Consider the following 22,579-nt stretch of genomic DNA (forward strand, 5'->3'; position numbering starts at 1 on the left):
CGAGGCCGCCGTCCCGCCCGGCAAGGCGATCCACGCGATCCTCGACAACGTCGCCACCCACAAACATCCGAAGGTGCGCGCCTGGCTCGCCCGGCACCCGCGCTGGACGTTCCACTTCACCCCGACCTCGGCCTCGTGGCTCAACGCGGTCGAGGGCTTCTTCTCAGCGCTGACCCGTCGTCGGCTGCGGCGAGGCTCCTTCACCGGCGTCGTCGACCTGCAGGCAGCCATCAAACGCTACATCGCCGAGCACAACCGGAGCGCCAAACCCTTCGTCTGGACCAAACCCGCCACCGACATCCTCGCCGCCGTCAGCCGATCCCCTGAACCATCCGTCTGAGTCAGTGCACTAGGCGGATCGTCGTCGTTTGCGACAGAGAACAACAAGACGGCAAGACACTAACCTATACCAAGTATGTGCTAGCAGGTTTCAACGGGGTCCATGCGTTGTGTCGGCCACCTCCAAGCCTCAGCTCAGTGCCGGGTTGGGTCTCGCGCGGCGTGTCCGCTATCTCAGCGGCCCCTCTCGCAGGCGGACCAGCCGCTTTCAGCCAGGATCTGCCGCCACGCGTCGGTCGCGCGAACATCTCAGATGGGTGGTTTTCAGACGATCCGCTTCGGAGATGCAAACAGGCCGAAGCGGACACGCTGAAACCGTGCTCGAGGAGCTAGACTTGTCGCATCCCGCCATCGACGCACAGTTCGGCTCCCGCGACAAAGCTCGCCTCGTCGCTCAGCAGGAACAGCGTGGCCGCCGCCACTTCCTCCGGACGCGCCATGCGGCCGAGCGGGATCGGCGCTATCAGCGCAGCCCGTGCCTCCTCCGGCACGCGCGCCATCATGGCAGTATCAGTTGGGCCGGGGGCCACCACGTTCACGCGGATGCCCTGCGGCGCTAGTTCCGCTGTCCATGTGCGCGCGTAGGAACGCAGGGCCGCTTTCGTGGCAGCGTACGTTCCGTAGGGCGTCACCCCCATACCGTCGGCGATCGACCCCATCAGCACGACGGATCCACCCCGCCCCATTGCGCCCAGAGCCGCCTGCAACCCAAAGAGGGCACCACGGACGTTGACCGCAAAATGCCGGTCGAAATGCTCGGGCGTCCCGTCGCGCAGGGTCGCCGGTTCTGAGAGGCCCGCGTTGAGGACCAGCGCGTCGATCCTGCCATGCGTCTCCCGCACCATCGCCACGACGCGGTGCAAATCTTCCTGTAGGGCTGCGTCCGCGATCAGACCCCGCGCACCTTTCCCGATCCTCGCAGCAGCTGCCTCGACCTCGTCGGCTCGCCGTCCGGTGAGGACGACCGACGCGCCCTCGATCGCCAGCCGCTCGGCGACCGCGAGGCCGATACCCTTCGCCCCACCGACCACGAGAGCCACCTTGTCCACCATGCGAGCCATCAGCGCACCCCTTCATCCGCGATGGCTCAGGAGATACAGATCGTATATCTGCTATCAAGAACGCACTTAGGTTAGCCTAGATATGGCCGACGATACCGATCTCGATGCCGCGTCCGAGTGCGCGCTCGCCAACATGGCGCGGGTCCGCCCGGTGTTGGACAAGATCGCCGACAAATGGACGATCCTGATCCTCACGGTGCTCTGCCCGCGGCCATCACGGTTCAACGCGATCAAGCGGCGGCTCGATGGCATCACGCACAAGGCGCTGGCGGACGCGTTGAAGAGGCTGGAGCGCAACGGTCTGGTGACCCGGACAGTGCTGCCGACCGCACCAATCGGCGTCGAGTATGCGATCACCCCGCTTGGCCATTCGCTACGCCAGCCCTTCGAGGCGCTCTGCTCGTGGGCACTCAACAACGGTGCGGCGATTGAGGCGGCCAACCACGAGCATGACAGCATCAAAAACGGACAGTCAGCTGGCTTTGGCGACATCCCGCAAGCGGACGCTACCGCCTGCGACCGGCCCTTCGCAAAAAGCTGAATTACAGAACAAGGCTCGCCGTCGTGTTTAGCTGCTGCAGGAATCCGGCGGCGACCCGTGGATGGGCCTAGCATTCGGCAATAGACTTGGAAGATATATACGACCAATATGGGTGTCTTTACGCCGAACTGATTACGATTGACCCGATAATCTCCAATTTTCAGAGTTCAGTATTTATGTAAATCTGCACTCATCACGGATTCGTTTGATGATTATGGCCAGGGTCAATCCTGAGCGGCAGCTGAGGGCGTTTCACAGTGCCTCGCTGCTGTTCTCAATACCTCCGACGCCGGAGCGGAGGGTTGTGATCCAGCTGCGATCTCCGCGCCGCCGTCTAGCCTCTGAACTTGCGCCCGTGTCGGACCGTTGGGTGCGAACCGAGCCGTCTCGTCGATCCGCGATAGCCTTGGCCGTCGAGGCGAGTCGTCTATCGCATCTCGCCTGCTAAGTATTTCAAATCCGAAAACAAATTTCAAATCGAAAAATCAAGTTATATAACGCAAATCTTATTTGTTTGTAAAATCAGTTCTTGACGTCCATGGTCAAGCTGCCGAGCGATCGGGCGGCAAAATTTAAACAATACTGCGACGTCGCACGACATCGGCACCCGAACACGTGCGTGAACGCGGATCATTGGGTTGACGCTTGCAGTGGCACGTCCACGGCGTCGGATGCGGGGTTATTATGACCAGAATCAAGGCGCTGCTCCTGGGCTCCTCGGCCCTGATGATCCCGATCGGTGGCGCACATGCCGCCGATCTCCCAACATTCAAGGCGGCGCCGGTCGAGTTCGTACGCGTCTGCAACGCCTATGGCGCCGGATTCTTCTACATCCCAGGGACCGATACCTGCATCCGCCTGTCCGGAAGAGCGCGGTATGACTTCCTGTATCAGACCAGCAAGGTTCGTACGGGCGGCGGGGGCGACCTCACCGGCTATCTCGGCCTGATGCGGCTGAACCTCGATTCGCGGACCCAGACCGATTACGGAACCCTGCGCGCGTTCCTGCGCATCGACGTCGCCAACCGAAGCGGCCCGTTCCTGACCTCAGGATCCCGGCAGCGCGAGAGCTTGGCCATTGCCGGCCTCGGCGCCGACGCCTTCGGCCGCACGCAGACCTACGTCAATGCCGACAAGGCCTTCATCCAGTTCGCCGGACTCACCGCGGGCCGCGCGTCCTCATTCTTCGACTTCTACGCGCACGACTTCGAGCTGATCGGCGGTACGGCCGGCTCGGATACGTTCAGCACGAACCTGCTCGCCTACTCGGCGGTCCTCGGAAACGGCATCACGCTGAGCGCCTCGATGGAGGATCCGACTTACCGGCGCTTCCCGATCTTCGGCACGGGCTCGGCTGTCGGTGCCTTCACGGCCGGCGGCGGCTTCGCTGGTTACAGCAACGCCTTCAACCCGTTCACTCCCTCGACCTGGCTGGCGCCGATCGTCGTCGGCCCAGGCAATGTCGCCTTCGTCGACGTCACGCAGAAGAGTCGCATGCCGGATTTCATCGGCGTGGCCCGCATCGACCAGGCCTGGGGTTCGGCGCAGCTCTCCGCCGCCGTGCACGAGATCAATGCCGGCGACGCCGGCAGTACTGTCGCGGGCATCACCACCGCCACGACCGGCTTGGGCATCTCGCCCACTGGACGCCCCTCGAACGCCTACGGCTGGGCGGTCCAGGGCGGCCTGAAGGTCAATCTGCCGTTCATCGCGACGGGCGACACGCTCTACCTGCAGGGTGCCTATGGGCAGGGCGCCATCGCCTACACGGGCATCTCGAACTACACGGCGCCGTACGACGCCCTCGGGGCGGCGCCGGTCGGCGGCGGCTCGTTCGCGCAGTACTACGCGGACGCAGTGCTCAACCCCGCGACCGGCCGCCTTGAGCTGTCGACCTCGTTCTCCGCCGTCGCCTCCCTGCTCCATTACTGGTCGCCCGCGTGGCGATCGGCCTTCTTCGGCAGCTACGCGCAGATCGACTACAACTCGAAGGGGCGCAACGCGCTGGGTCTCCTGGGCTTCGGCTTCGCCCCGGCGGGCGCCAGCGCGTCGAATGCTCTGGCCTTCGCCACCAGTCCCATCTTGCGGGGCAACAACCAGATGATCACCGGCGCCAGCCTGATCTGGACCCCGGTGAAGGACCTCGATATCGGCGTTGAGGGCGAGTACATCCGCACGGCGCTCAACAGCGGCGTCACCCCGGACATCTCCAAGAACGCGCTGCGCTACGTCAACTCGCAGGATGCGGCCCAATTCCGGTTCCGCGTGCAGCGTGATTTCTGAACCCTCCTGACGCGCCCTCAACGGCGCATCGTCTAATCTTGAGCCCAGCCGCAAGGCTGGGCTTTTCTGTTTAGCGCGCGGCCTAAATTATCGCGTTCATTTGAGTACATTAAATAAATAAAAGATCTTTTGCTTGTCATCGGCGTGGGATACTCTACAAATGACTCAGCTCTCCAGCGGCTTGCTTCGCCGCCGAGCGAGCGGATGCTATGGTTTCAGAGTGGCTGGCCCGGGTACCAGGGCAGGGCCGGTCTGACCCAGAGCTTCAGACCCATAAGACTTCGCCGACCGGGCAACCGGTCGGCTTTTTCATGTCCGCTCCAGGCGCACGCCGGCCGGGATTGTTCGTCAGGCCCGGGCGACGCAGCTCCGACCCCGATCTCGGCCACCGGGACGGAACGGCCCTGAGACTATCTGCTTCTAAAATTCAAAAATCCTTTCAAGATTTAAGTCGGCCCAAAGAGAGAAACAATTATTCTGCAATAAAATATAGAGTTTAAAGCGGCTTTCCCGCATCTTACTCCCACGTCGCCGATCGGCGACAGCTTGAGAAGCGGGAGATCATCATGAAGTACATCATCCTGGCCTGCTCGATGGGCGCCGCGCTGATCGCGGGACCTGCCTTCGCGCAAGACACCGGCGCGACGATCGACCCGAGCCTCATCATCCGGACAAACGGCAGCGGCCTCGACGCGTGGTCCGCGTCCGAGGGCAACGACAAGGCGGGCGGCATGTGGGAAGGCGCGACCGGCTACAGCGCCGCGGTTCAGCGGCCCAGCGCGACCGAGACCGTCCCGGCCAATCGCCAGTGGAGCCGCCTCGACAGCCGCGAGCGTCACCACCGCCAGCCGTCCTACTGAGAACCCCCTCGACGGCCCCGCGCCCGGCCAATCCCGCGGGACGGGATTGGCCGGGCGCGACGGCGTCACGGCGGCATCACACCGACACGGCCGGCAGGAGATCGATGGACGGACTGTCCGAGACCGTGTGGGTCCAGCTGAAGGTCACACGGCAGCCGGTCCCGTCGCTGGCGATAGCGAAGGTGGCACTGTGCAGCCGCGCGATGGAATCGACCAGGCTCAGGCCGATCCCGAACCCACTCTTGTCGGTCTTCAACGCCCCGCGGCGGTACCGGGCGCGAACGGCACTCAGCTCCTCCGCCGGGATGCCGCAGCCCGTGTCCGTGACCTGGATGCCCGTCGGGTTCCGGAGCAGCGCGACCGTTACCTGTCCGCCGGCCGGGGTGAATTTCAGGGCATTGTCGATCAGGTTGCTCGCCGCCTCGAAGATCAGGCTGCGGTCGCCCTCGATCGCGCAGGTGTCGTCCGGCCGGTCCCAGAGGAGCGCGATGCCGCGCTCGATGGCCAGGGGCTCGTAATACTCCACCGCGTCCTCGAGCAGCCGGCCGAGATCGACCTGGGTGAAGCCCGACCGCCGCAGACGGTCCTCCATCTCGGAGATGCGCAGGAGGGCCGAGAACCGGATGACGATGGTCTTGACCTCGGCCAGGACGTCCTCGTTGAAGGCGCGGAAGGCCTCCAGGCTGTCCGCCTTGCGCAGCGACCGCTCCAGCGTGCCGACGACCCGTGTCAGCGGCGTCCGCAGGTCGTGGGCGATGTTCTCGTTGACCCCCTTGATCTCCAGCATCAGCCGCTCGAGCTGATCGAGCATGTCGTTGACGACGCGCGTGAGGTGGGCGAGGTCGGCCGAGACGCCGCGCGTCGGCAGGCGCTCGCTCAGGTCGCCGCGCATGATGCGCTCGACCGCCTTGGTGATCGCATCGTTCTGCCGCAGTGAGCCGGCACCGAACACGACGGCACCGATCAGGCCGATCACGATGGTGGCGGCCATGCCCCAGACGAAGGTCTCGACCAGCGCCTTCTCGAGGGCTTGAAGATCCTGGGCCGAGCGGCTCACCAGGACGTACTCGCCGCTCGGGAGCTGGGTGAGCTGGCTGAACAGCGTGCGGCTGCGGTGGTCCAGCGGCTCCGACAGGATGAACGGCTTCCCGATCGGCGCCTGGTCGGGAAACGCGATCGGCGCGCCGGCCCGGCGCACGTGGTCGGGACCGAACAGGACGAGCGGACGACCGCCTTCGGCGAAATCCTCGGAAGCGTCGATCCGCTCGCGCAGCGCCCGCGGCGACAGGCTCAGGAGGTGCTTCGACTCCCACTCGACCCACTCGAACGCGGCCTTGCGGCCGTAGCTGCGCGTGTCGACGTAGAGGAAGCCCGACAAAGCCAGCGAGGCGGTCCCGAAGGTCGCGAAGAACAGGCACGCGACCCGGAAGCCGCTGGTGCGCCGGACCTCAAGAAGGCGCACGGAGGATGAAGCCCGTGTTGCGCACCGTGTGGATCCGCGGGTTCAACCCGTCGGGATCGAGCTTCTTGCGGATCTTGCCGATGTGGACGTCGATGACGCTGGACTGGTGGTTGAAGCTGTAGCCCCAGACGGATTCGAAGATCATCTTCCGGCTCACCAGCGTGCCGGCGTTCTGCATCAGGAACTCGATGATCGCGAACTCCTTCGGCAGGAGCTCGATCTCGCGGTCCGCGCAGTAGAGCACGCGCTCGATCAGATCCAGGCGGAGATCGCCGACGACGCGCTCGTTCACCGCCTCGGCCGCTATCTTGCGGCGGGCGAGCGCGTCGACGCGGGCGGTGAGCTCGATGAACTCGAACGGCTTGGCGAGATAGTCGTCGCCGCCGGCGCGCAGCCCGTCGACGCGCTCGTTGACGGCCGACAGGGCGCTCAGGATCAGGACCGGCGTCGAGACCTTGGCGGCGCGCAGCTCGGTGAGCAGCGACAGGCCGTCGATCTCCGGCAGCATCCGGTCGAGCACGATCACGTCAAAGTTACCGTCGAGGGCCTTGCGTAATCCGATGCTGCCGCTCGGCGCCTCGTCCACTTGAAAACCGTATTCCACGAGGGCCGACCCGATCTCGGCGGCGACCCGCCGGTCGTCCTCGACCACCAATACGCTGGCCATCCGTTTTTCCTTCTTATTTTGTATTCGCCGGCCCTGTCTGGTCTCCTGCGGCTCGGAGGGAGGGGTGGAATTATCCTCTTCGGTCCCGGTGTCAAATGGTGTCCGGTCGCGGCTGCCGGTCCGCGTCATCGGGACGGCAAAGCTTACAGGAGCGCGGGGGATCTGGACCATGCGCCTCACTCCGCGCTCGCCTGCTCGGAGAGCTTGGCTGTCGGGGTCTGCGCGGCGACGGAGCCCTTGGGGATGACGCGGCTGCCGTCCCGCAGGCCGGCCGGCGGGTTGAGGACCACGGTCTCGCCGCTCTCCAAGCCGCTGCGCAGCTCGAGGCGCGTGCCGAGATCGCGCGCGATCGTGATCGGCCGGAGCCGCACGGTGTCGTCCGCTCCGACCACGGCCACCCGCGTGCCGTCCGCGTCGAAGATGAGCGCCTCGGACGACACGATCACGCGCGGATGGGTGCGCGGCACCTCGAAGGTGACGGCGACGTAGAGGCCGGGCCGCAGGACCCCGTCCGGATTGGCGACGTCGACTTCGGTGTCCAGCGTCCGCACCGAGGATTGGAGAGCCACCGAGCTGCGCGAGACCGTGCCGGCGAAGGTGCGGTCCGGGATCTGCGCAACCTGGACGCGCGCCTTCACCCCGTCGCGGATGCCCACGGCGGCCGATTGCGGCACCTGGACCGCCACGCGCAGGACGTCGGTGCTGTCGATCGTGAAGAGCGGCGTCCCGGAGCCGGCATCGCCGTGGACGAGGTCGCCGACATCGACCTTGCGGGCGGTCACGATGCCGTCGAACGGTGCGACGACGTTCTCGAAGGTCGTCAGCGTACGGAGCCGGTCGACGGTGGCCTGCTGGGCGGTGATGTTGGCTTCCGCGACCTTCACCTTCGCCTGCGCGGCGGCGAGGGAGGCGGTTGCGGTCAGCATCCCGGCCCGGGTCTGGTCGGCATTCTGCTTCGAGGCCCAGCCTTGCCCGGCCAGGGTCGCGGTTCGGGCATCGGTGACGTTCGCGAGCGTTACGCTGGCCTTGGCCTGCTCCACGTCGGCCTGCGCGACCGCGAGCTGCGCCTTGAACTGGCCGAGCTGGGCTTCGGCCTGCCGGGCCTGCTGATCGAGGTCCGGCGCGGCGATCCGGACCAGCAGGTCGCCCTTCTTGACCCGCGACCCGATGTCGACCCGGCGCTCGGCAATGTAGCCTGTGGCGCGGGCGAAGATGTCGGCATGGTCGAAGGCCTCGGTCTGGCCCGGAAGGGTCAGCGTCATGGGCCCGTCATCCACCTGGGCCGGCCCGGTGCGGACCTCGGGGACGAAGGTCACGGCCTCGGCCTGAGTCTCCAGGGAGGCCTGGTAGGTCTCCCAGTGGTGCCAGGCGCCGAGCCCGAGGGCGCTGCCGAGCGCAAGGAACGCCACGAGGAACGGACGCTTGCGCGGCGGAGGCGGCATGGCGTGGGCCAGGGCCTCGCCGGCCTCGTCCTGCCGCAGCGGGTCGATCTCGACCGCGTGCTGGTGCGCCCGCGCGGCAGCCTCGGCGCCGCCCCCGGGGGCGTCGTTGAAACGGGTCATCAATAATCCTCGAGGGGCTTGACCGGGTTGCGGCAGAGCAGGGTGTAGAGAAGGGGGACGAAGAGCAGGGTCGAGACGGTGCCCATCCCGATCCCGCCCATCACCGCGCGGGCGAGGGCGGCGTTCTGCTCGGCGCCTTCGCCGGCCCCGATCGCCATCGGGATCAGGCCCAGGAACATGGCGGAGGCGGTCATGAGCACCGGCCGGAGGCGGGTATGGCCGGCCATCAGCACGGCCTCGCGGGCGGAGCAGCCGGTGGCCTCGCGGTGCTCCTTGGCGAAGGTGACGAGCAGGATCGAGTTCGCGCTCGCCACGCCGACCGACATGATCGCGCCGAACAGGGCGGGGATCGAGAACGCCGTACTGGTGATGAACAGGCTCATCACGATGCCGCAGAAGGCCAGCGGCAGGGCGGCGATGACCACGAAGGGATCGACCCAGGTCTGGTAGTTCAGGACGAGGAGCAGGTAGACCGCCACCAGCGCGATCCCGAGCCCGAGCTCGATGCGCGAGAACGCGCTCTCCATGCTCTCGATCTGGCCGCGGACGAGGATCTTGTCCGGGGCCGGGAGCCGGACCTGCTCGTCGGCGACGATCCGGTCCACGGCGTTGCGGACGCTGCCGAGATCGGCGTTCTGGACGTTGGCGAGGATGTCGAAGGTCGGCTGCTGGTTGACGTGGTTGATCACGGTCTGCTCCGGCTGCCGCTGCATCGTGGCGATGTTCGACAGCAGGATCGGGATGCCGGGCCGGTCATGCGCGGTCGCGTGCACCGAGACCGGCGTGTTCATCAGCTGCGCGATGTCGGCGTTGCGCCACTCCGGCGTCTGAACCCAGAGCTGGTACGGCATGCCGGACTTGGGATCGGCCCAGAAGTTCGGGCTGACCTGGAAGGAGCCGGAGAGCGAGACGTTGAGGTTCTGCGCGATGGACTGCTCGCTGACGCCCATCTCCGAGGCCAGCCTGCGGTCGACGTTCACATACATCTGTGGGGCGTCGACGATCTGATGCAGGTGGACGTCGACGCCCCCCCGGACCGTCGCGATGCGGCGGACGAGGTCCTGCGCCACCGCGAGGTCCTCGGCATCGTGCCGCCCGGAGACCTGCACGTCGATCTGCGCGACGGTCCCGAAATTCAGGATCTGCGTGATGATGTCGGACGGCTGGAAGTAGAAGATGTCGTCAGGGAAGGCCTGGCGCAGGACCCGGCGCAACCGCTGCTCGTAGAATGAGATCGGCTTGTGCTCGCCTTTCAGGTTGATCAGCATCTGCCCGTCATTGTACGCAACGAACGAGGCGTCCATGAAGGCGAAGTTGTAGTTGGAGGCCGGAAGGCCGATATTGTCTAGGATGAGCCCGAGCTCGTCCTTCGGGACGACCTGCCTGACGACGTTCTCGACCTGCGCGAAGGTCTTCTCCGCCTGCTCGATCCGCTCACCCGGACGCGTGCGGATATGCAGGGTCATCTGGCTGGATTCGATCTGCGGGAAGTAGTCCTGGCCGACGAAGGGGAAGATCGCGGCCGTCACCGCGAAGACGGCGAGCGCGCCGCACAGCGCGCGGGCCGGATGGCCGAGCACCGCGGAGAGGAGGCCGAAATAGCCGGCGTGGAAGCGCGCGAATCCGCGCTCGAACGCGTTGCGGAACGCGAGGGCGCCGCGCAGCGGATACCGGAGCACCCAGCCGACGGGCCGGGTCGCGAAGCCGAGGATCCGGCCGGGGATCGAGCGGCGGCGGGTTGGCGACACGCCGTCGACCGCGGCGGCCGCGCCGCCGTGATGCCGGGCGTATTCCGGGGCGACGAGGACGTCGATGAGGATGGCCACGAGCGTCCGCGACAGCAGGTAGGAGGTCAGCATCGCGAAGACCACCGCCTCGGCCTGTGGGACGAAGAGGTAGCGGGGCGCGTCCGTGAGGAAGAAGACGGCCGAGAAGGCCGAGCAGATCGCCAGCGTGGAGATCAGGGCCGGCTTGGCGATGCCGGCCACGCCCTCCACCACCGAGCGCCGGAAGGAGAAGCCCTCCTCGAACATCCGGTAGGTGTTCTCGATGGCCACTGTCGCGTCGTCCACCAGGATGCCCACGGCCAGGGCGAGGCCGCCCAGGGTCATCACGTTGATGGTCTGGCCCAGGGCGACCAGGATCGACAGGGAGGTCAGGATGCAGAGCGGGATCGAGACCAGCACCACGATGGTCGAGCGCCAGGAGCCTAGGAACAGCAGGATGGCGAGCCCGGTGAGCCCGGCCGCGATGGCCGCCTCGCGCACCACGTCGGAGATGGCGTCGGAGACGAAGACCGACTGATCGAACAGCGGCGTGATGGTCATGCCCTTCGGCGCGGCGGCGTGGATGTCCGGCAGGGCGGCCTTGACGGCGTTCACGACGTCCAGGGTCGAGGCCGCGCCGTTCTTGAGGACCTGGAGGAGCACGGAGTGGTGGCCGTCGGCGCGGACGATGTTGATCTGCGGGGGGGAACCGTCGCGGACGTGGGCGACGTCGCGCAGCAGGACCGGCTGATTGTTCTCGACCTTGATCGGAATGCGGTTGAGCTGATCGACCAGCTGCGGGCTCGAATTCAGCCGCACCGTGTATTGCTGCGTCCCGATCTTCGCGAGGCCCGAGGGTACGACGAGGTTCTGCTTCAGGACCGCGTTCAGGACATCGAGCGGCGTCATGCCGATCGCGCGCAGCTTGGCGGGGTCGAGGTCGACCATGACCTGACGCGGCGCGCCGCCGTAGGGGGAGGGCAGCGTGGAGCCCGGCACCTCGGCGAGCCGCCGGCGGGTCCGGTACTGCGCGTAGTCGAAGACCTTGGTGAGCGGCAGCTTGGAGGACGACAGCGCCATCTGGATGACCGGCACCGAGGAGGCGGAGAAGCGCATGATGACGGGGGGCTGCACGCCCGGCGGCATGCGCGAGCGGATCGCGTTCATCGCCGAGTCGACCTGGGTCATCGCCAGATCGATGCTGACGGCAGAATCGAAGTAGATCCGCTCGGTGACCGTGCCCTGGATCGACGTCGACTCGATCCGTCGTATGTTGTTCACGTTGCTCGACAGCGAGAACTCGCTGTAGTTCGTGATCCGCTGGACCATGTCGGTCGCATTGAGACCGTTGTAGGTCCACACCACGACCACCACCGGGATATCGACGGCGGGCAGCACGTCCTTCGGCGCCACGGCGATCGAGCCGAGGCCCGCGAGCAACATAAGGACGGCGAGAACATAGAAGCTCTTGCGGAACTTCAGAGCGAACCGGACGAGTTCCATGTGATCAGTCGGGTGTCCCGCCGTGATCCGCTACCATTCCGCGCGGCGTGTCCGCGTGGAAGACGAGCCGATCAAGCCTCGTGTGCGAAGAGAAGGCAGGGCGAATGCCCAGCACGGCACAGATATAGACTTCGCAAGGAGTCTCTTCGAATGAATTCGGCACGACAAACTGAAGCGAATTTAAGAAATTTAAATCAGCATCCGCCCTCTAAAGCGTGAGGCTGATCCGACATCGGCCTTTCATCCGGCTGAGAACGCGCTCGCGGGGCTGCACGCCAGGAATTGAAAAATATTTTTGAAAAAAATTCTATTTTTACTGCTGAAAAGCTTATTCTGTTGCGTCCCGTGATCATGTTGCACGATCTTCCTTAAATCGGGACAGGCCGATCCGACGATTCCGCAGAGGGCTGCGCGCCTTGGTCCTGCTGCGAGCCACCCGGAGGCTTTTCCGTGGGTGCACGCGTGATGCTGGGCACTCCGGAACAGACCGGCAGCGGATCGAGCGGCGGTGCCGCAACCCAGCCTAAGAGATCCTGCGAACGGCCGCTGCGATGCCGATCGCATGCGCGGGGAGAAACGGGCCCATGGTCAGACGATGTCTATGGCTGTTCGTCTTGGCGGTGACACTGTCGCTGCAGATCGGCGCGGCGCTGTCCGAGAGTGAAATGCCGGCGGGGGGCGCCTTCATGAGCAGTTACACCGCGGATCCCTATTTCGATCCACGATCGCGGTACTCGCAGGTCCACTCCGCCGGCGATATCCGCGGACAGCCGATGCTGGCCGAGCCGGGCGACGCCCCACCACCCTGCAAACTGTTCGACACGGCCTGCGCGGACGCCTTCGAGCGCTCACGCTCTCATGCCTATCGCTAGCGCACCGCCGCGCCGATTCCGTGGTCTTGCTCCAGTTTAGCGGCTCTCCGCCATTTCATGTGGCCCAAGAAGCCGAGGGCACACGTCGGCGCAGGAGGTCGAAGCCGGGCGGGCCGTGCATCAGCTGCTTGATCGATTTCAGTTTCGTTACCTGGCCCTCGGACTGAGCGTTGCTCCACGGCATCGTCAACGCCGTCCTCACCGCGGCCGCATCAACGGCGAACCCGCTGGCGAACGTCTGCGCGGGCGCGGAGCGCAGCGTCATCTGGCCGACGGGACCGGCACCCCAGATCGCGACCGTATCGGTCGGCTGGATATCGGCCTGCACGGCCGCTTGCCAACCGGTGGGGAAGATGTCGCCGAGGAACAGGACCTGCTCGTCGCTTAAGTTCTCCGGCACCTTGATGTGCGTCTTGTCAGCAAACGGCACGCGCACGTACTCGGCCTGGCCGCCCTGATAACCGCCGGTGAGATGGGTGTACCCGAACAGTCCCGCGGTGGTGTGCCCGAAAGCTTTGTCGGCCATATCCTTGTTGCGGTTGGAGCGTTCGCAGACGGAGAAGAAGCCGCGCTTACACTGGTCGCACTGGCCACGGATGATCGTGAACGGCACGACGATGCGCTCGCCTTTCTTGAGCGCGCCATTGACGCCTTTGCCGGTCTCAACAACCTCGCCCATGAACTCGTGGCCCATGACGGCGTCCTTCTCCATGCCGGGCATGAAGTGGTCGTAGAGATGCAGGTCCGAGCCGGAGATCGCGCAGGCGGTGACCTTGATGATCGCGTCGCGATCGTCCTCGATCTTGGGTGCGACGCCGTTGAGGCGTCTGGCACCACACAAACCGTCAGCATCTTTGGCACACCACCCCTGAAAAGATCAGGGCCGCCAGATCGGCGAAGCAGCTAAGCGGCTGTCGATGAAAGGGAAATTTGGCGCGCCAAGCGGAATGAAACTGCGAACACCTATGTCATTGAGATTGCAAGATGATTTTTGATGGCATCTCGCTACATGATGCTTGACAGCGATGTGCGAACTTGTCGGACCGCGGCTCGCCGCTCGAAAGCCGACATTCGGCATTGCGCCCATTCCCGCCGTACAGCCTCACCCCAGCGCATCTCGGAAGCAGACGCTTCTTCAGCCGTCGACAGATCGCGGGTTCGGAAGCCACGTGAACGTGCGCAATCTGGTCGAGACCATGAGTGGGAAGTTGGCCATGGCCGAGTTCGGATAGCGCGTCACCGGTAGATGGGCATCAGCGGTTGTGAGGCGAGGCGCCGATGATCCGGCGCAAAACTCGGCCAACCTGCGCGGCCGAGTAGGGCTTGTGGATCAACTCGAAGCCGTGGCTGTCCTCCTGGGCCAGGACATGACTGTAGCCTGAGGCCAGGATCACCGGCAGGGTCGGAATGCGCATGCGCAACACTCTGGCGAGCTCGATCCCGCCCATCCCCGGCATGACGACGTCGGAGAACACGGCGTGGAAGCCCTTACCGTCCGTCCCGAGACGCTCGAGCGCCTCTTCCGCGTTGACGACCCACTCGGGTGCGTATCCGAGATCCTCCAAGATCTGCGTGCAGAAGCCTCCGACCTCCAGGTTGTCTTCCACGAGCAGGATGCGCTGACCGAGTCCGATCGGCGACAGGGCGGCATCGGGATCGGAGACAGGGGCTTCGACGGCTTCCGACGAGACTTCGGGCAGGTAGAGGGTGAAAATCGTTCCCTTGCCGCTCTCGCTTGTCACGTCCACGTCGCCGCCGGACTGCTTGGTAAACCCGAACACTTGGGAGAGCCCGAGGCCCGTGCCGCGCCCGACGTCCTTGGTCGTGAAGAACGGTTCGAATATGCGCCCGAGTACCTCCAGGGGGATGCCCGAGCCGGTGTCGGCGAGCGAGACCGCCACGAACGGCCCCCGCGAGCCGGCATGCCCCCGGATCATCGGCATGGCCCGCCCGGCCGCCACCCGCATCGTCAGCGTACCGCTGCCGTCCATGGCGTCGCGGGCGTTGACGGCGATGTTCACCAGGGCCGTCTCGAACTGGTTGAGGTCGGCGCGTACCAGGGCAGGTCTGTCCGACATCTCGACCCTGACTTGGATACGCGCGCCTGTGATGGTGTCGAGCATCTCGGCCACACCGCGCAGGCGTTCACCGACCTCGAACACCTCGGGCTTCAGGGACTGGCGACGTGCGAAGGCCAGGAGCTGTCCGGTAAGCTTGGCGGCGCGGTCGACGGTGTCGGAGACGGCGTCCATGTACCGCTTGCGCCGGTCTTCCGGCAAATCCGGGCGGCGGAGGAAGTCGACGGACGAGCGGATGATGGTCAGCAGGTTGTTGAAGTCGTGCGCGACGCCGCCAGTCAATTGCCCGACCGCTTCGAGCTTCTGGGATTGCCGCAGGTCCTGCTCCATCCGCTCGCGCTCGACCGCCTCGGCCAGGAGCCGAGCGTTTGCCTCAGCAAGTTCGGCTGTGCGGGCAGCCACTTGGCTTTCCAGGAGAACGCCCGCCTCGCGCAGGAGCACGGCTTGTGACTCCAACTCCGCGTGGAGCGCGACCACGCCCCGATTCGTCTCGGAGAGTTCCTGGTTCAGGCGCTGGGTTTCCTCCTCACGTTCGGCCAGCGCGGCGAGGCTGCGCAGAAGCTCCCGGTTCTGCTCGCGCAAGGCGACCAGCGGTTCCTCAGTCCTGGCCCGGGCGACATCCTCGGCTAGGGTCGCGAGCCTCGGTCCCGTAAAATGTCCGGTCCCGGATGGAAGCCGCTTCCCGAACGTCACGACAGTGCCGTTGCCGGCCACCGTGTCGACCTCGAAGCGGTCCATCAGCCGCCGTGAACCGGTGATGCCGATGCCGAGGCCCGTCGTCGAGCGGAAGCGCCCTTCGAGGATGGCGTCGAGATCGGCGATGCCCGGTCCCTTGTCGCTCACCCTGATGACCAGGAACTGCTCGCCTCTGTCCCGATCGAGCTGATCGAGGCCGTACTCGATGCGACCGCCACCGGCGTAGCCGTAGGCGTTGCGCGCTATCTCGGACACCGCCGTGGCGATGCGGGTCTGGTCCTGGATCTCGAAGCCCAGGCGCTCGGCCAGCCGGCGCACGCGCTGGCGCACCGTCGCGATATCGTCCTCGTGCTGGATAGCACTGGTGAGGAGCGGCCACCTCATCGCGTCCCATCCCGCACGACGAGCACGGTGGCATCGTCCCGGGCCCTGGCGAAGTCGCGATAGATCACCCCGGCCACGAGCGTCGGATGGGCGGCGGCGAGGCCGGGATGGGCGTCCAGCGACCAAGCCGTGGCGATCCCGTCTGAGCACAGCACGAACAGGTCGTCCGGCCGCATGGGGTACTCGAACTCCTGGATGCGCCGAGCCGCGTGCCCTGCCGTCCCGGCGAGGCTGACCGTCCGCTTGGTCACGGTGCCGGAGACGACCGCACCCAGCACGTTGCCGATGCCGGCAAACGCGAGAGTGCCCCGGTTCCGCTCATAGCGCGCGACGGAGATCGCACCCCCTCGCGTGTGCGACAGGCCTGCATGGATGGCGGACAGAATCGCGGCGGGCGGCTTGTCCTGATGTCTCCGGAACAGCTTCAGCGCTTCTTCGGAAGCCTTGGCGGCCTCCGGCCCGTGGCCGAGGCCGTCCGACACCACGGCGGTCCAGCCGTCGGCGCGCTCGCGCACGGCGTAGGCGTCGCCGTTAGCGGTCTCACCTTTCAGGGGGACCGACACCGCCCCATAGCCCGGCACGGCGTCCGAAACGGTCTTCCTGTCGATTGACAGGCGCGCCAACACCGCCGTGCCCAGCCCGGGGCGGGACACGATGTCGAAAGCGTCGGAGATGCGGCGCACCGCGCCAAGGCCCTCGCCCGCGCTGCCGCCAGTGGAGTGTCCGTCCGTCAGGGCCAGGCCGAGATTCGAGAACCCTTCGCCCTTGTCGAGCACGAGGATCTCGACGCCCGAGCCTGTCCCGTCCTCGTAGGTGCCGACCAAGACCTCGCCCGGCACGCCGTACTTGACAACGTTGGTGGCGAGTTCGGTCACCACGAGCGCGATGCGGCCAGCCGCGGTCTCGTCGAAGCCGATGGACTGAGCGACGGCCACTGCGCGTCGTCGGGCCTCGGCCACTTGGCTCGCTTCCGTGACGGTGACCCGGTCCATGTTCATTTCCACCGGGTGATCATGACGCGCGTTCCGACGCCGGGGCTCGATTCGATCTGAAATTCGTTCGAGAGGCGCTTGGCCCCGCCCAGGCCGAGGCCGAGGCCCTTGCCGGAGGTGTAGTGGTCAGTCATCGCCTGCTCGATGTCGACGATGCCGGGGCCCTGGTCCTCGAAGGTGAGGCGCAGGCCCTTGCGCGTTCCGGCCTGGACGATCTCCGCGCGGACCTCACCGCCACCCCCGTAATCGAGGGTGTTGCGCGCGAGCTCGCTCGCGGCGGTGATGATCTTCGTCTGATCGACGAGCCCGAGGCCGATGTCGATGGCGAGGGCACGCACGCGTTGCCTCACGCGGACGACGTCGTCACCGGACCGGACGGGGATGGTCTCAGTCTTCGAGACCGTCACGTTCGCTCCAATGCCCCGCGCGGTCCTCGGGCAAGCGCGCCTTCAACAAGGCCATGCCGCGCTCGACGTTGAGGGCTGTCCTGATGCCGGTAAGCTCCAAGCCAAGCTCGACCAAAGTGATGGCGACAGCCGGCCGCATACCGGCCAGGACCGTTTCCGCGTCGAGGACGCGCGAGACAGCCGCGATGCTCACCAACATGCGCCCGATGAAGGAATCGACGATCTCCAGCGCCGAGATCTCGATGAGCACGCCGCGCGCGCCGGTGCGCGCGATCATCGCCGTCAGATCCTCCTCCAGGGCCAGCGCGAGGCGGTCATGCATGTCGACCTGGATGGTGACGATCAGCGTGCCGCCGAGCTTGAGGATCGGGATGCGGTCCATGGCCTCAGCGGCGCTCCTCAGCCGACTGCTGGCGCACAACCTTGCGGCCAGTCCGCCTGAGGGCGAGCGCGAAGGCGTCGGCCAACGTCGCCTTCGAGATAACGTTCAGCTCCACGCCGAGATGGACCATGGTCTGCGCGATCTGCGGCCGGATGCCGGAGACGATGCAGTCGGCGCCCATCAGGCGGGCGGCCGCCACGGTCTTGAGCAGGTGCTGCGCCACCAGGGTGTCGACGGTCGGCACGCCGGTGATGTCGATGATGGCGATCTCGGCCTCTTCGTCGACGATGGCCTGGAGCAGGTTCTCCATCACCACACCGGTGCGGGCACTGTCGAGGGTGCCGATGAGCGGCAGCGCCAGGATACCGTCCCAGAGGCGAACCACGGGCGTGGAGAGCTCGGCGATCTCCTGCCCCTGGCGCCCGATGACCTCTTCGCGGCTGGCTAGGAACACCTCCATCGTGAGCAGCCCGAGCCGGTCGAGTACCTTCCCCGCCGCCCATACGCCGGCGGCCAAGGCCGAGGCGTCCGCGGCCGACTTGCGCCGCAGCGCCTCGAAAATCGGCTCTTTGAGCGAGAAGACGAAGTTGGCGGTGTCGGTCGGCGTGAACCCCTGGATCGCCCGCGAGCGGGAGATATCGGCGAGATTTTCGCGCAGCGGGGTATAGCTTTCCGCGTCCGCGTCGACCCCACCGGACGAAAGTCCGTCCCGAAGCTGGCCGAACACGGCCTTGGCCTGGGTCTGGAGCTCGGCCTCTCGGATCCGACCGCTCTGCAGGGAGGTCCCTTTCCGGAGAGATATGTTCCAGGCTTCGAGGATGGCGGCCTCGTCTTCCGTGAGCGTCCTTTTCAGGACCTCGACGCCGTCCATTCGCATCAGGTTTTTCCCATCGTTATGATGCAGTCTCTATCCCGGTATTGAGCCTCTCGATAGGCGGCAACGCTACAAAGGAGCTGACCGCGGCAAATTATTTCCCGCCTTCGGCTCTACTTCTTGTCTCGTTGATTTCGGAAACAGGGATCGCTGCATTGCCGCCGCGGACGCCTCACGTCCCCTGGGCGCGGGCCCCAGACCAAGATAACTTACACAAAAGTGAGGCCTGACTGATTATCAAAGTTTTTATCAATGCGGCGGCAGCGGCGACGACAGGACAGCGCCAGCATATGAGAAGGCGTCTTCCTGGATCGACAGGGACTATCCAAATCGAAGCGGTTGCTTGTGGAGCAGCGCCTCTGCTTTCCCGTCCGACCTCCTCCGGAATTTACCAGCGGCTGACGCCAACTTCAGGCGATCAGATAACCCGAGGACGGGCGTCTCCAAGAGCTACTTCCGGTCGCGAAAGACTCTCGCATCAGGTACGAAACGCTAGGTTTGAAAGACTACGTTCTCAACTGTTTCGGGTGCCTCTCGTCCGGCAGTGTTTTGCGGACATGATGCCGGACGATCTCGGCGCTGAACGGTTTGCCGATGAACGTCGCGCCCTCCGGCAGGTCGCCGGGCTCAGGCGAGGCCCGGCCCGAGGCGACCACGACCGCGATGTGTGGCCAGCGCTCGTTTGTCTGCCTTGCCAAGTCGAAGCCGTCAGCGGTCCCAGGCATGTGCACGTCGGTGAAGAGAAGCTGAACCGCGTCGTGATGCTGATCCAATATTCGCAGAGCCTGAACGACGTTCATCGCCTCCAGCACCTGGAACCCCGCATCCTCAAGGATACTGGTCGCCTCCATCAGGATCAGGGCGTCGTCATCGGCGACGAGGGCGTGGGGCGCATCGCCCTTAAAATCATGGGTCACACAGCTAAAGCCCACTCGGGAGCGGAAGGTTGCCTCCCGATGGAACCGGAATCTGGCCAAATCGACTGATTTTCAGGTCCAGTACGTGGCCGGATCCATGCTAGGCTGCCTCGGGGCAGCCTGAGTCCCCTGCACAGCCGGGCTGGACCGAAGGGATAGATCTTTGGTCGACCTGCGTATCCGCCACCAGACGACGTACCGCTATCGCCAGGCCGTCAATCTCGGACCGCACCGGCTGATAAAGCGGCCGCGGGAGAGCCGCGATCTGCGCCTGCTGTCGAATACCGTTACTCTGTCGCCTGACGCCACCGTCACCTGGGCCTACGACGTCGCCGGCAACGCCGTGGCGACGGTCACGTTCGGGGCCTCGACCGATCGCCTCGTCGTGGAGAGCGTATCTCGGGTCGAACTCTCGGCCGAGGCTTATCCCGTCTCGCCATCGCCGCCGGCGCCATCGCGTTCCCGTTCCAGTACACCGATGACGGGTGGACGGACCTCGGCGCCCTGACGATCCCGCAAAATCCAGAGGAGGAGCCGAGACTGCGGGCTTGGGCGCAGGGGTTCGTGGCGTCCTGCCCGACCGACACCCTGTCGCTCCTCAAGGATCTGAACGCCGGGGTCGGTGGCACCATCGTCTACCAAGGTCGGGAAGACGAGGGCACCCAGTTGCCGAGCCAGACCCTGTCCCTGGGGATGGGGTCGTGCCTGGACCTGGCGACGCTCTTCGTCGAGGCGGTGCGCAGCTTCGGCTTCGGAGCCCGGGTCGTGTCCGGCTACCTCCACGACCCGTCGCGAACGCTGCTCGGCTCCGCCGATGCGGGAGCCACGCATGCCTGGGCGGAGACCTTCCTGCCGGGTGCCGGGTGTATCACCTTCGATCCGACGAACCGCAGCGTCGGCGGCGCGAACCTGATCCCGGTCGCGGTCGCACGCGACGTTCGACAGGCCATGCCGCTGGTCGGAAGCTTCGCCGGGCCGCCGGACGCCTTTCTGGACATGTCCGTGAAGGTCAGCGTCGGCGGGTAGGCTTGATGCAGCCAGAATCTGCCGCCTCAGGCAGCGGTCCGGCTGAGCCGGGTCCGGCATGGGGATCGACGTCGCAACGCTCCGGCGATCCAGAGGCCGGCACGCCGGACGAGGCGGCCATGCGTAGGGGAGACGGTTCGACCCGTCACAGCGCCCCGGTCCGGCGACGGCTCGGCTCGGCTCGTGCGGCGCCAAGTTCAGGGCTACCCGCGCGGGCGAACGACGCCGTCGGTGCAGGCTCGACCAGGGTCCCGCACATCGAGAGAAGCCCGCTGAGTCCGGGCGATCGCGACCGCACCCGTAAGGTCAGAGATGCGGATCGTCGGCCGCTCGAAGCCTGCCCGCCGCGATGGCGTCCCGAAAGGTCCGATAATCCTCAGCGTTCCGTTCTCCGTAGGCCATGGCCCAGTCGGCCAGGGCTTCGCGCAGATCAGCACGGCCGTCATGACCGCAGTAACCTGCGATCGCTGCCGCATCCCCGGTTCGTGCGTGGGCCTTGGCGAGCAGCGCTCCGTACCCGTGCGAGAAGTACAGGAGTGATCGGCCTTTCATGCGCGCGACCGGGATCTCGCCCTTCATGTTCTTCATCTGCCGCACGTAGAACGGACGCCCTTCGATCTTCGTCCATCCCAGCAGCGGATCGCCCACGGCCTGCAGGAGGCGCTGGCCGTAGATCACGCGCTCGCCTTCGTGATCGGCATAGGGCCTGGGCATGCCGCGCAGATAGGGCGCGTGCGCCGGCCGCACGGCTTCCTTCACTTGGAGGAAGAGGACGTCTCGATCGGAGTTGCCGCACAGCAGCGCGACGTAGGCCCGGGTCCCGACGCTGCCGACACCGACGACGCGGTGGGCCACGTCGACCACATGGTAGCGGCTGAGCATGAACCGCCGCTCGCGCGGCAGCGTCTCGGCGTAGCGCTCCAGACCGGTGGTCACAAGCTCGCGCGTGGCCTCATCGACGCGGACGAGGATCGGCGGCTCCTCGCGAAAGCGCCAGCCACCGTCCGTGCGACGCTCGCCCACTTGGTCGAGCAAGCTCGTGTTGTTCTTCCGCCGCGCCTTCTCGACAGCCCTGTGAACCACGGCCTGCGAGCGCGCGTCGATCTCGATGCCGGCGAAGGCGAGGTCCTCGGCGCGTGCCGCGCGCCGCCACACGTCGAGCGAGCCGCGCGGGGCGAGATCGTCCATCGTGTGCTGGTAACCCGCCGCTGCGCTCAGGACCGCCTGCCGCCGTTCCGACGCGGCGACGTCTGCATCCCGCGCGGCGACCTCGATGCTCGCGCAAAGCCGCTTCAGGTCCCACTCCCACGGCCCGACCGTCACCTCGTCGAAGTCGTTGAGGTCGAGCACCACATCGCCCTGGGGCGATCCAAACAGCCCGAAGTTCGAGATATGCGCGTCGCCGTTCATGACCACATCGATGGCGCCGCGCGGTCCCTGTGCCAGATCCCAGGCCATGACTTGCGCAGCACCGCGCAGAAAGGCGAACGGCGTGGAGGCCATGCGGGCGACCCGCAGCGGGATCAGGTGTGATTGCCGTCCCGCGTGCGCCGCTTCGATGAGGGTCACCGGGTCGGGACGATCGCGGGCGATGTTGAGGCTGGCATGGGCAGCGTGGGGCAGTTCGAGGCGCAGGACCTTGCCGGCCGCCCGGCGCTTCTCCCACGGCTCCACACCCGCGCGCAGGTTGATATGCGGGAAGTCTGCGAGGGGATCGAGGACCACCTCTTCGGCCGCTTCGATGGCCGCATCGTGCTCATCGGTCGCCGTCGATGGGGTATCCGTAGGCTGCGCTGACCGTTCCATCGACCTCGTCCGACTGCTCCAGACCAAGCCAACGGTCCGGCCGCGGAATAAACCTCTCCGCTCAACGTGGACTTAATCGCGCACCCCCGCGGGCGGCGAGC

General features: G+C 66.0%; 16 protein-coding genes and 4 pseudogenes. 6 read left to right on the plus strand and 14 right to left on the minus strand.

What is annotated here, in order from left to right; genetic code table 11:
• A partial coding sequence (locus BLT59_RS26750; protein ID WP_175544144.1) for a transposase occupies positions 1 to 340 on the plus strand: 340 nt, incomplete at its 5' end.
• Between the two features lie 328 nt (positions 341 to 668).
• Here BLT59_RS26750 and BLT59_RS26755 read toward each other — a convergent pair.
• Positions 669 to 1,400, minus strand: coding sequence for an SDR family NAD(P)-dependent oxidoreductase (locus BLT59_RS26755; protein ID WP_091788159.1), 732 nt, complete (start codon positions 1,398 to 1,400; stop codon positions 669 to 671).
• Between the two features lie 82 nt (positions 1,401 to 1,482).
• On the opposite strand from BLT59_RS26755, the pseudogene BLT59_RS26760 reads away from it, so the two are divergent.
• From BLT59_RS26760 to BLT59_RS26770, 3 genes and pseudogenes are all read left to right on the plus strand, one after another.
• Positions 1,483 to 1,863 (plus strand): annotated as a pseudogene (locus BLT59_RS26760) (helix-turn-helix domain-containing protein); the annotation flags it as partial.
• A gap of 762 nt (positions 1,864 to 2,625) precedes the next feature.
• The gene (locus tag BLT59_RS26765; protein ID WP_175544145.1) at positions 2,626 to 4,224 is read left to right on the plus strand and encodes a porin; all 1,599 of its coding nucleotides are present in this window, start codon (positions 2,626 to 2,628) and stop codon (positions 4,222 to 4,224) included.
• A 566-nt stretch (positions 4,225 to 4,790) separates the two neighbouring features.
• Positions 4,791 to 5,084: a hypothetical protein gene (locus BLT59_RS26770; RefSeq protein WP_091788162.1), complete on the plus strand. Its 294-nt coding sequence runs from the start codon at positions 4,791 to 4,793 to the stop codon at positions 5,082 to 5,084.
• A 76-nt stretch (positions 5,085 to 5,160) separates the two neighbouring features.
• Here the strand turns inward: BLT59_RS26770 and BLT59_RS26775 are convergent, their stop codons facing one another.
• From BLT59_RS26775 to BLT59_RS26790, 4 genes are all read right to left on the minus strand, one after another.
• On the minus strand, positions 5,161 to 6,546 hold the full coding sequence (locus tag BLT59_RS26775; RefSeq protein WP_091788166.1) for a sensor histidine kinase: 1,386 nt from the start codon (positions 6,544 to 6,546) through the stop codon (positions 5,161 to 5,163).
• Positions 6,533 to 7,213 carry a response regulator transcription factor gene (locus BLT59_RS26780; protein ID WP_091788169.1) on the minus strand — a complete coding sequence of 227 codons (681 nt, stop codon included), beginning with the start codon at positions 7,211 to 7,213 and terminating at the stop codon, positions 6,533 to 6,535. The genes BLT59_RS26775 and BLT59_RS26780 overlap by 14 nt, the downstream gene beginning before the upstream one ends.
• A 176-nt stretch (positions 7,214 to 7,389) precedes the next feature.
• Positions 7,390 to 8,775: an efflux RND transporter periplasmic adaptor subunit gene (locus BLT59_RS26785; protein ID WP_091788172.1), complete on the minus strand. Its 1,386-nt coding sequence runs from the start codon at positions 8,773 to 8,775 to the stop codon at positions 7,390 to 7,392.
• Positions 8,775 to 12,044, minus strand: a complete 3,270-nt coding sequence (locus BLT59_RS26790) for an efflux RND transporter permease subunit (RefSeq protein ID WP_091788175.1) — start codon at positions 12,042 to 12,044, stop codon at positions 8,775 to 8,777. Before BLT59_RS26790 ends, BLT59_RS26785 begins: the two co-directional genes overlap by 1 nt.
• A gap of 584 nt (positions 12,045 to 12,628) precedes the next feature.
• On the opposite strand from BLT59_RS26790, the gene BLT59_RS26795 reads away from it, so the two are divergent.
• On the plus strand, positions 12,629 to 12,916 hold the full coding sequence (locus BLT59_RS26795; protein WP_091788178.1) for a hypothetical protein: 288 nt from the start codon (positions 12,629 to 12,631) through the stop codon (positions 12,914 to 12,916).
• 55 nt (positions 12,917 to 12,971) lie between these two features.
• Here BLT59_RS26795 and BLT59_RS31510 read toward each other — a convergent pair.
• The 8 genes and pseudogenes from BLT59_RS31510 to BLT59_RS26830 all read right to left on the minus strand — a co-directional run.
• A pseudogene (locus BLT59_RS31510) lies at positions 12,972 to 13,178 on the minus strand (ISL3 family transposase); the annotation flags it as partial.
• Positions 13,164 to 13,757, minus strand: a pseudogene (locus BLT59_RS26800) (alcohol dehydrogenase catalytic domain-containing protein); the annotation flags it as partial. The pseudogenes BLT59_RS26800 and BLT59_RS31510, both read right to left, overlap by 15 nt.
• Positions 13,758 to 14,169: 412 nt before the next feature.
• Entirely contained in the window at positions 14,170 to 16,074 is a 1,905-nt protein-coding gene (locus BLT59_RS26805; RefSeq protein WP_091788181.1) for an ATP-binding protein, read from the minus strand.
• Positions 16,071 to 17,066, minus strand: coding sequence for an ATP-binding protein (locus tag BLT59_RS26810; protein ID WP_091788185.1), 996 nt, complete (start codon positions 17,064 to 17,066; stop codon positions 16,071 to 16,073). The genes BLT59_RS26805 and BLT59_RS26810 overlap by 4 nt, the downstream gene beginning before the upstream one ends.
• Before the next feature lie 2 nt (positions 17,067 to 17,068).
• The gene (locus BLT59_RS26815; protein ID WP_091788189.1) at positions 17,069 to 17,473 is read right to left on the minus strand and encodes an anti-sigma regulatory factor; all 405 of its coding nucleotides are present in this window, start codon (positions 17,471 to 17,473) and stop codon (positions 17,069 to 17,071) included.
• Positions 17,454 to 17,855: an STAS domain-containing protein gene (locus tag BLT59_RS26820; RefSeq protein WP_091788192.1), complete on the minus strand. Its 402-nt coding sequence runs from the start codon at positions 17,853 to 17,855 to the stop codon at positions 17,454 to 17,456. The genes BLT59_RS26815 and BLT59_RS26820 overlap by 20 nt, the downstream gene beginning before the upstream one ends.
• A 4-nt stretch (positions 17,856 to 17,859) precedes the next feature.
• On the minus strand, positions 17,860 to 18,732 hold the full coding sequence (locus tag BLT59_RS26825) for an STAS domain-containing protein (RefSeq protein ID WP_091788195.1): 873 nt from the start codon (positions 18,730 to 18,732) through the stop codon (positions 17,860 to 17,862).
• Between the two features lie 503 nt (positions 18,733 to 19,235).
• Positions 19,236 to 19,646 carry a response regulator gene (locus BLT59_RS26830; protein WP_280141085.1) on the minus strand — a complete coding sequence of 137 codons (411 nt, stop codon included), beginning with the start codon at positions 19,644 to 19,646 and terminating at the stop codon, positions 19,236 to 19,238.
• Positions 19,647 to 19,809: 163 nt separating this feature from the next.
• Here BLT59_RS26830 and BLT59_RS26835 point away from each other — a divergent pair.
• Positions 19,810 to 20,672, plus strand: a pseudogene (locus BLT59_RS26835) (transglutaminase family protein).
• Positions 20,673 to 20,978: 306 nt separating this feature from the next.
• On the opposite strand, the gene BLT59_RS26840 reads toward BLT59_RS26835, so the two are convergent.
• Positions 20,979 to 22,478 carry a DUF2252 domain-containing protein gene (locus tag BLT59_RS26840; protein WP_091788198.1) on the minus strand — a complete coding sequence of 500 codons (1,500 nt, stop codon included), beginning with the start codon at positions 22,476 to 22,478 and terminating at the stop codon, positions 20,979 to 20,981.
• Between the last annotated feature and the right edge of the window lie 101 nt (positions 22,479 to 22,579).

Origin of the sequence: Methylobacterium sp. UNC378MF, from assembly GCF_900103195.1 — a bacterium.
GTDB lineage: Bacteria > Pseudomonadota > Alphaproteobacteria > Rhizobiales > Beijerinckiaceae > Methylobacterium.

Coding starts and splice junctions, on each gene's coding strand:
- BLT59_RS26755 (WP_091788159.1), bottom strand. CDS start 1,400: ATGGCTCGCATGGTGGACAAGGTGGCTCTCGTGGTCGGTGGGGCGAAG.
- BLT59_RS26785 (WP_091788172.1), bottom strand. CDS start 8,775: ATGACCCGTTTCAACGACGCCCCCGGGGGCGGCGCCGAGGCTGCCGCG.
- BLT59_RS26810 (WP_091788185.1), bottom strand. CDS start 17,066: ATGGACCGGGTCACCGTCACGGAAGCGAGCCAAGTGGCCGAGGCCCGA.
- BLT59_RS26780 (WP_091788169.1), bottom strand. CDS start 7,213: ATGGCCAGCGTATTGGTGGTCGAGGACGACCGGCGGGTCGCCGCCGAG.
- BLT59_RS26840 (WP_091788198.1), bottom strand. CDS start 22,478: ATGGAACGGTCAGCGCAGCCTACGGATACCCCATCGACGGCGACCGAT.
- BLT59_RS26820 (WP_091788192.1), bottom strand. CDS start 17,855: ATGGACCGCATCCCGATCCTCAAGCTCGGCGGCACGCTGATCGTCACC.
- BLT59_RS26825 (WP_091788195.1), bottom strand. CDS start 18,732: ATGCGAATGGACGGCGTCGAGGTCCTGAAAAGGACGCTCACGGAAGAC.
- BLT59_RS26770 (WP_091788162.1), top strand. CDS start 4,791: ATGAAGTACATCATCCTGGCCTGCTCGATGGGCGCCGCGCTGATCGCG.
- BLT59_RS26795 (WP_091788178.1), top strand. CDS start 12,629: ATGGTCAGACGATGTCTATGGCTGTTCGTCTTGGCGGTGACACTGTCG.
- BLT59_RS26765 (WP_175544145.1), top strand. CDS start 2,626: ATGACCAGAATCAAGGCGCTGCTCCTGGGCTCCTCGGCCCTGATGATC.
- BLT59_RS26790 (WP_091788175.1), bottom strand. CDS start 12,044: ATGGAACTCGTCCGGTTCGCTCTGAAGTTCCGCAAGAGCTTCTATGTT.
- BLT59_RS26805 (WP_091788181.1), bottom strand. CDS start 16,074: ATGAGGTGGCCGCTCCTCACCAGTGCTATCCAGCACGAGGACGATATC.